The organism is Pseudomonas meliae (assembly GCF_001400515.1).
GTDB lineage: Bacteria > Pseudomonadota > Gammaproteobacteria > Pseudomonadales > Pseudomonadaceae > Aquipseudomonas > Aquipseudomonas amygdali.
In genome coordinates, this window is the sequence record NZ_LJQT01000503.1 from 1 (window position 1) to 8861 (window position 8861).

The following is an 8861-nucleotide window of genomic DNA, read 5'->3' on the forward strand; positions in this document are numbered from 1 at the left end:
GTCTACACCCTCTTAGGGTCACGCTGAATGCAGGTTTCAAGCGGTGTGCTGATAAACACTTCGATGAAGCGTTCGTGACCAATGATCGAGCGAGCGGCTTCCCGGTCGGCCAGACTGTTTTCGGCGTTTGCTTCAAATGCTGCTCACGGTCTTTCGAGGACACTTGGCTGGTTTGCCAGACAAGGTTCTGTACGCCATGTGAGTTGTCCATGATCGCCTGTTCCTGATGTGCACACAGAACGAGAATACATTTTCTCCGCGAGGCATTCGTGCTCATGGAATAACCACATCTGCCACCTATCGGCCCTCGGCAAAATACGCTGAATTTCCCCGTATCACGATACTCACTTATCTACGCTGCATAGAAAACAGAAAGTCTCGCGTGACCGCGTCAATCGTGATTTTCAACTGCCGAGGTACGATTTTCATGACGTCTCTTCAAGTGATGACTGGCAATGCCGTCGTCAAAACCGTCGTTGAAGAAGCCTGTTCAAAAACCGTCTATCAATCATGGATGAGTGAACGTGCTCCAGAATATCAACACGATGCGGTCATGTTTCTGAATCACTGCCTGGCCCAGGCCGAGCGGGAAAACTGCGACCTTCCGGCTCAGCCTGAAGCGCTGGAACACTGGATGGAGCAGAACGTAGGGGTCGTAGCCGATCACTATGCGCTCTACCTTGAACAACGTCGCGCCGGGCAGCCCAGGCGATTTTTCAAGACCAAGGCTCACGCGATGTATTTCATTCAGCAGGTCGCGCCGACCAAGCTGGTTGACGGTGCATGGCTGTATGGCTTGCTGCCGCATTGGGCAGACTACCGTTTTCACGGTCTGATTCGTACTTACCTGGAAGAACTGGGCGACGGCGAACAGGCGCAGAATCATGTCTCCCTTTATCGCAAGTTGCTGGCCGACCTGGACTGCGACACCAGCGCCCCACTGGCAGATGACGCCTATCTGCAAGGCGCCATTCAGCTGTCACTGGGGCAACTGAGCGAGCAGTACCTTCCCGAGGTGATTGGTTACAACCTGGGCTATGAACAGCTGCCGCTGCATTTGCTCATCACATCGTTCGAACTGAATGAACTGGGCATCGACCCTTATTACTTCACGCTGCATGTGACGATCGATAACGCCAGCACCGGCCACGCACGCAAGGCTGCGCAGAGCGTTCTTGAGCTGTTGCCTGTGGGCCAGGAACGCGACGAATTTTATCGCCGTGTCGCCAATGGCTACAGGCTGAACGAGTTGGGCATGGGCTCTACCCAGGTCATCCAGTCGTTCGATCTGGAGCAGGAAGTGATCGCCATGCTGGAGCGCAAGCGGACCTTTGGTCAGCACATGCATTCCGACTATTGCCGTCTGGACGGCAAGACGGTCAACGAGTGGCTTGCCGAGCCCGACCAGATCCCGGAGTTTCTCGCCGTGCTGCAAAACAGGGGCTGGATCAAGCGTCACGAAGACCCTCTCAATAGCCGCTTCTGGAAATTGTTCGAAGGGGTCGGTGCACCGATGTTCGGCGTGTTCAATGGCTACGAAAAGCAATTGGTGCACGACTGGATCGCCGGCGAATGGCTGTCGGATGGCAGCGTTCAGCAGCCTGTCGGCAAGCGTCTGCCGGAAGCATTTCGATCCCGTTTCCGCAATCTGCAAGGCGGTGCTCAGCCATCGCCGGTTCTTGCCGTGCCTGCGTCGGCGGATGCTGACCCGGATGTGCGCGAGCTGCACATGAAACTCGAGTCGGCAGCAGCGTCCGAGAAGATGTCTACGTTGATCGAAAGCATGTCCCCGGCAAGGCACGCGACAGCCGCCGGGCTGCATGCCACTCGCCTGTTTGTCAGCAGCATGGCCGAACGAGTGACAGGAGCCCGCCCATGACTCAATCACTGCCCGACAGCGCCGCGCTGATTGCGCTCGCCCAGCGCCTCAAAACCAGTGGCTATCGTTTCATCACGCCCACGCCGTTGACTCATCAACACGTCAATCAACGCCCGGAAAACCGCATTGCCGCGTCACTGCGGGATGTCTTCGGCTGGAGCCGTACGATACCGGAATCCATGCTTCCGGTTGCAGAGGCTCAAGGGCTTTTGGAAGCCGGTATTCTTCAACGCAGCGAAGACGGCTTGAAGAGCCGGGTGAGATTTTCAAGCCTGGATGACTTGTTACTGGTGCATTCCGCGTTTCCTACCGGCGATGAAGACTCGGTGTTTTTCGGTCCGGATACCTATCGCTTTGCGCACTCCATCAATCGTCATCTGCAAGGCACTTCACACTCGATCAGCCGTGCTGTCGACATCGGCTGTGGCACCGGCGCTGGTGCCCTGCTGATCGCGGCTGCACGCGCGCAGGCGCAGGTCTACGCCGTCGACATCAACCCCAAGGCCCTGCATTTCGCTCAGACCAACGCCAGGGTGGCCGGGCTGGAAAACATGCAATGCTGCCACAGCGACATCCTCTCGGTCTGACGGGCAACTTCGACCTCATCGTTGCCAACCCGCCGTACATGAAAGACGCCAAACGCCGCGCCTACCGCCACGGTGGTGACGCATTGGGCGCGGACCTGTCAGTGCGCATCCTGCGCGAATCACTGGATCGCCTTACCCCGGGCGGCTCGTTGGTGCTCTATACCGGCGTGGCCATGGTGGGCGAGCACGACCCGTTCTTCGAGGCCGTACGCAACGATATCGATCATGCGGCGCTGGCATGGACCTATCGCGAACTGGACCCGGATGTGTTTGGCGAAGAGTTGCTTGAAGAGGGTTACGAAGACGTGGACCGCATTGCAGCGGTGGAGCTGGTGGTGACAAGGCGGGCATAGAAATGTCCCGCAGGCCCATTTCGGTGTTCTTTAATAGTTCAGGCTTATAACGCACATAAGAACCGAGCATTGGTCAGCCCGTCGGCCTCCCGGTAAAACTTGCCACACGCCCTTGATCAACGAGACGCCGTTGATCAGGGAAGACTTGTCGCAAAACGGAAGGGATGACACCACATGCTACGACTCAACAAAATTATCGAAACGGCGCTCTATGTAGAGAACCTCGCCAAGGCCAGGGACTTTTATTCCGACACCCTTGAACTGGATGTCATGTTTGAAAGGCCGACATTGGTGGCATTCAATGTGGGCGGTGTAAGTACCTTGCTGCTGTTCAAATGCGGAGCTTCACTGCAGACACAGTATCTGAGCGGCGGAGAAATACCGCCTCATGATGCGCAAGGGCGAATTCATGTGTGCTTCGCTATCAACGCCGACCAGATGCAACCTTGGGCTGATCGCCTTGCTCAGGCCGAAGTGGCCATCGAAGGCCGGACTGAATGGCCCCAGGGCGGATCAAGCATTTACTTCCGCGACCCCGATGAAAATCTCGTCGAGTTGCTGACGCCAGGGTGCTGGGCGATTTATTGAGTCGTTATTGATCAGTGACCCCAGCATATTTCTTTGCCGCATGCTGCTCAGCGAGCACGGCGTTCGTGATTTTTTCGATGTAATCAAACACCTCTTCCTGCACTGAATATACGTAATGCTCGTGGCGGTTTTTGGAGACAGTAAATGACCCAGCAGATCCTCCGGATCGGGCGCAACGCCTGGAGGCACGGCCAGGGTTTCGCCGGTTTGCTCAATCCTCGTGACAGGCTGAACCCTTGCCGGTCGATGCAGAGGGAAGCCCGCGAGCTTTAGCGATTCCTGATGCCGGGCATATCCAGCCAGATGCATGGGAAAATCCTTTGTCAGTCTACGCGTCCAGGTTTTTCTTACTCAGCAAAGAAAATCCTGACTTCGAGCGACTGTGCTCGTTTTTTCTTGATTAACTAGTGATAAGCGTAGGTCTTCTCACATCCTTGGAGAAAAACAGACGTGTATATCGCCGCAAAAATGTTATGTTATAACAATAACAAATCATCAAGCGCAGTCTTCCAAAGCGACCCTCCAATCCATGATCAGCCCTCTTTTCCAGTCCCGCCGTGTAGTCACAACCCTCTGCCTGCTGGCCAGCGGCGCAGGTTACGCAAACGCTTCCGAACAGGTCGAGCTTGCCCCGTCCACGATTAAGGCTACGGCCCAGTCGCAAGATGGAGAGCATCTCGATTCAGTTACCCATGCCGGTTCTCGCCTGTCATTGACGGCCTTGCAGACCCCGGCCAGCACCAGCTCGCTCGATGGCGACGAGGTTCGCAGTCGCGGTGACGCCAATGTGCAGCAGGCCGTGGCCCGCAGCCCCGGCATCACGGCGATCGGTACGCCCGGCGACGGAGGCACGGCGTTGTCCGCGCGTGGTTTCACAGGTCAGGGCTCGGTGATGCAATTGTATGACGGCAGCCGCATGTACAGCGCCATGGGCACCGTCACCATGCCGGTCGATACCTGGGCAATCGACCGCATTGAAGTGCTGCGCGGCCCGGCCTCCGTGCTCTATGGCGAAGGCGCTACCGGGGCAGTGATCAATGTCATTCCCAAGAAACCTTTTGAAGGCGATATCGAAAACCACCTGCGCCTTGGCTACGGTTCGTACGATAGCCAGCAGACCGCGCTGGACAGCGGCGGCTCGTTAACCGATCAATTGAGTTACCGTTTGAACCTCAATCAGCTGCGCAGCAACGGCTGGATCGATGACGGCGACTCGCAAGGCACGTTTTTCAGTGGTGCCCTGCGCTGGCAGGCCAGCGAAGACCTGACGTTCACCCTCGCCCATGACGGCGGCAATCAGCGCCCGATGAACTACTTCGGCGTGCCGATGATCAACGGCCGTTATCACGAAGGCTTGCGAGACAAGAACTACAACATCGAGAACGACAGGCAACATTACGACGACCAATGGACGCGGCTGACCACCGACTGGCAGATCTCCGACCGGCTCACTTCATCCAACGAGCTTTACTACCTGACCTCGCACCGACGCTGGCAGAACGCCGAAAACTACAACTGGGACGCTGCTACTCAGCAGCTGTCGCGCAGCGGTTATTTCAGCATCAAGCACAATCAGGAGCAGGTGGGAGATCGGCAGACGTTCACCTTCAAACACAGCCTGGGCGGGCTGGATAGCCAGAGTGTGCTGGGAATGGACGTCAACCGTATCCGTTTCAAGCTGACCAACAATTCGCCCTACAACGATGTGAATCCCGCGGGAGACCCCATTGATATCGAACATCCGGCACCGGGCAATTTTCAGAGTGCGTCGCCCTATTCGGAGCTGTTCAAAAGCACGACCCGACAACTGTCGGTCTTCGGGGAAAACCGCACGCAACTGAGCGACCAACTCTCGGTGATCACAGGCGTGCGCCGTGACTACGTGGATATCGAACGCAACGCCCTGCGTGACGACAGCCGCACAGAAAAGGACCTGATCGGCAACAACTGGAAAATCGGACTGGTTTACGCGCTGACGCCGGACAGCTCTGCCTACGCTCAATACTCGACCAGCACCGATGGCGTTGGCAGCCTTGTCTCGCTCAACCCCACGCAGCAACAATTCGACCTCGCCACCGCCAGGCAATCGGAGGTGGGTTTCAAACAGGCCCTGTGGGACCAGCGCCTGGAGTGGACGCTGGCGGCTTACCATATCGTCAAGAAAAAGCTGCTCACTACCGATGCCGGCAATCCTGACCTCACCCAACAGGTAGGCCAGCAGTCTTCCGACGGGCTTGAGGCCAGCATGAAGCTGCAACTGCCGCAGGACTGGGCCCTGAGCGCCAACGCGGCCTTCGTTCGTGCGCGCTATGACCAATTTGATCAGAGCGTATCGGGCGTGGCCGTCTCGCGTGACGGCAATACACCCGTCGATGTGCCAAAGCGCACGGCCAACCTGTGGCTCGACAAACAGCTCGGCAGCGCTGTGCAGATCGGCGCCGGGCTACGCTACGTCGACAGCCGATACGCCGATATCGCCAACACCCGCGAACTGCCCGCCTACACCGTGGCGGACGCCAGCCTGTCATGGAAAGCACTGCGCAATACCACGCTCGGCTTGCAGGCGCGCAATCTGTTTGATCGGCAATACGCAACGAGTCAGTACAACGAAGGCCAGCAATGGATTCTGGGTGAACCCCGCTCGCTGTACGTGACTGCGGACCTGAGTTTCTGATGCTTGCGCTAGAGCGTATCGCGTGGGCGCCGGAACAGGCGTCGGTCTGCGCGCACGAACACTTCGCCCTGAAAGATATCAACCTGCAGATCGCTGCCGGCGAGTTTGTCGGCCTGATCGGTCCCAATGGTAGCGGCAAGACCAGCCTGCTGCGTTGCGCATTCCGCTACAGTCGTCCGCACAGTGGCAAGGTTGCGATCAGCGCTCACGATATCTGGTCCCACAGCCCGCGCTGGTGCGCCCGGCACGTCGCAGTGGTCGCTCAGGAATTCCCCGATGCATTCGGCCTGACGCTGCTGGACGTGACGAGCATGGGCCGCGCGCCTCACCAGGGCTTCTTCGCTGCGGACAGCGCCCACGACCGCGCGATTGTGCAGAGCGCTTTGAACGCCGTAGGGCTGGCGGGCTATGAACAGCATCGGTTCGACACATTGTCCGGCGGCGAGAAACAGCGTTGCCTGCTGGCGCGGGCACTGGTGCAAGAACCTCGGTTAATGGTGCTCGACGAGCCGACCAATCACCTGGACCCGCGCCATCAACTGGAACTGCTGGGGCTGGTCAAGCAGCTCGGCGTGGCGACGCTGGCCAGTATCCATGACCTGAATCTGGCGGCGGCATTCTGTGATCGCCTGTGTGTCATTCATCACGGCAGGCTCATTGCGCAAGGCACGCCCCAGGAAGTGCTGACCCCGGAAATGCTGCTCCACGTATTCGGCGCCAAGGCGCTGGTCGATAGCCACCCTCTGCGTGATTACCCGCGCATTACCTGGATACCCTGAAATGAACGCCCTGCTCACCCGCCTGGCTTTGATCACCTTGTTGTGCAGTCCTATGGTGCAAGCGCAACCCAGCGCCTACCCCGTCACCGTGCAAAGCTGCGACCGCTCGGTGACCTTCACGGCTGCGCCGCAGCGTGCAGTCAGCAACGATGTAAACCTCACCAAAATGATGGTTGCCCTGGGCTTGCAATCACACATGGCCGGCTACAGCGGCATCACCGGCTGGAACAAACCTGATCAGGCCCTGCTGCGCGACCTTGGCAACCTGCCCGAGCTGGCCAGCAAATACCCCTCTCTGGAAACACTGCTCAATGCCAACGCCGACTTCTATTTTGCCGGCTGGAACTATGGCATGCGGGTGGGTGGCGACGTCACGCCGCAGAGCCTGGACCCATTGGGTATTCAGGCCTATGAACTGACCGAGTCCTGCGCGCAGATAATGCCGCGCGCTGAAGCCACACTTGCGGATGTCTACAACGACTTGCTGAACCTGGGTCGGATATTCGACGTGCAGGCCCGCGCAGAGGCGCTGGTTGCGCAAATGCGCCGCAGCGTGAGCGAGGTTCAGGCAAGCGTGGCAGGCAAATCGTCGCCCAGGGTTTTCATGTATGACAGCGGTGAAGACCGGCCCATGACCGCCGGGCGGCTGGCAATACCCCAGGCACTGATCAGCGCCGCAGGCGGGCAGAATGTCATGGGCGACGTCGCGGCCAGCTGGACCCACGTCAACTGGGAGTCGGTTGTGCAAAGCAACCCCGAGGTTATCGTGATCGTCGACTACGGCGAAGTCAGCGCCGCGCAGAAACAGCACTTCCTTGAAAGCAACCCGGCGCTGCAATCCGTCGACGCGATCCGCAACCGACGCTATGTCGTGCTGCCCTACGTGGCGGTGACGCCAGGCATCGACAACGTCGCGGCCATCGAGACGCTTGCAGCAGCATTTCATGACGTGACGCGATGACCCTGGCGCAGTGGCTGACCGAGCACCCTCGCCGTTACACGGGGTTGCTGATCACTCTGACGCTCGTGCTGCTGATGTCATGTCTGGTGTGCATCACCTTCGGCGCGGCCCCTGTGCCGTTGAACCGGGTGATGGATATCCTGATGTTCAAGCTGTTCGGCGCCAGCGAAAACCCACCTCTCTGGACCGCGGGACAGGAAACCATCGTCTGGCTGATACGCACGCCCCGCGTGTTACTGGGCGTACTGGCAGGCGCGGGACTGGCCCTGATCGGCAGCGTCCTGCAAGCAGCGACGCGCAACCCGCTGGCCGACCCTCACCTGCTGGGCGCGACACTTGGCGCGGTTATCGTGGTCATGCATGTAGGAGAAGTGCTTGGCACGCTGACATTGCCACTGGCTGCGTTTGTCGGCTCGCTGGTCAGCCTGTGCCTGGTGCTGTGGCTGGCCAGCCACAAAGGCCGCCTGGACAGCCAACGCCTGCTGCTCGGCGGCGTGGCCGTGTCCTTTGTAATGATGGCGATCGCTAACCTGTCGTTGTTTCTGGGCGATCACCGCGCCAGCTCCTCAGTGCTGTTCTGGATGCTCGGCGGGCTGGGGCTGGCGCGCTGGGAGCTGCTTGTTGTGCCACTGATCACGGTTCTGTCTGGCTGGGTTCTTTTGCAAGGGCTGGGTCGTTCCCTGAACGCACTGATGGGCGGCGATCAGACCGCCACAAGCCTTGGTCTGCAAGTACGCAACGTGCGCCTGCTGGTTTTCCTGATCGCCTCACTGATGACCGGCGTGCTGGTTGCGCTGTGCGGCTCCATAGGTTTCGTCGGCCTGATGGTGCCGCACATCGCCAGACGTCTGGTGGGCTCGGAGCATCGACGACTGCTGCCCGTCGCCACGCTTCTGGGTGCTTTGTTGATGATCTGGGTGGATGTCATTTCCCGCACTCTTATCGCGCCAGAAGATCTGCCTATCGGTATTGCGACGGCTTTGTTGGGAGGATTGTTTTTTATTTTCATGATGAAGCGAAACTAGGAGGGTGTAGACAAA

The 8861-nt window shown here is 58.7% G+C and carries 6 protein-coding genes and 2 pseudogenes; 7 read left to right on the top strand and 1 reads right to left on the bottom strand.

What is annotated here, in order from left to right; all coding sequences use genetic code 11:
- Window positions 1–11 precede the first annotated feature (11 nt).
- Window positions 12–211: pseudogene (locus tag ALO64_RS24905) on the bottom strand (adenylyl-sulfate kinase); the annotation flags it as partial.
- Window positions 212–427: 216 nt separating this feature from the next.
- Between ALO64_RS24905 and ALO64_RS23510 the strand changes: the two are divergent.
- From ALO64_RS23510 to ALO64_RS23540, 7 genes and pseudogenes are all read left to right on the top strand, one after another.
- A complete protein-coding gene (locus tag ALO64_RS23510) occupies window positions 428–1879 on the top strand; it encodes an iron-containing redox enzyme family protein (RefSeq protein ID WP_044345303.1) in 1452 nt (483 codons plus the stop codon).
- Window positions 1876–2819 (top strand): annotated as a pseudogene (locus ALO64_RS23515) (methyltransferase). Before ALO64_RS23510 ends, ALO64_RS23515 begins: the two are co-directional and overlap by 4 nt.
- 174 nt (window positions 2820–2993) lie before the next feature.
- Window positions 2994–3407, top strand: coding sequence for a VOC family protein (locus ALO64_RS23520; RefSeq protein WP_044345298.1), 414 nt, complete (start codon window positions 2994–2996; stop codon window positions 3405–3407).
- 529 nt (window positions 3408–3936) lie between these two features.
- Window positions 3937–6081, top strand: coding sequence for a TonB-dependent receptor (locus ALO64_RS23525; RefSeq protein WP_235378724.1), 2145 nt, complete (start codon window positions 3937–3939; stop codon window positions 6079–6081).
- Window positions 6081–6860 carry an ABC transporter ATP-binding protein gene (locus tag ALO64_RS23530; RefSeq protein ID WP_044345299.1) on the top strand — a complete coding sequence of 260 codons (780 nt, stop codon included), beginning with the start codon at window positions 6081–6083 and terminating at the stop codon, window positions 6858–6860. The genes ALO64_RS23525 and ALO64_RS23530 overlap by 1 nt, the downstream gene beginning before the upstream one ends.
- Window position 6861: 1 nt before the next feature.
- Window positions 6862–7821 (top strand): ABC transporter substrate-binding protein, encoded by a 960-nt coding sequence (locus ALO64_RS23535; RefSeq protein ID WP_044345300.1) that lies wholly within the window; start codon window positions 6862–6864, stop codon window positions 7819–7821.
- A complete protein-coding gene (locus ALO64_RS23540; protein ID WP_044345301.1) occupies window positions 7818–8846 on the top strand; it encodes a FecCD family ABC transporter permease in 1029 nt (342 codons plus the stop codon). The genes ALO64_RS23535 and ALO64_RS23540 overlap by 4 nt, the downstream gene beginning before the upstream one ends.
- The last annotated feature ends 15 nt before the right edge of the window (window positions 8847–8861 follow it).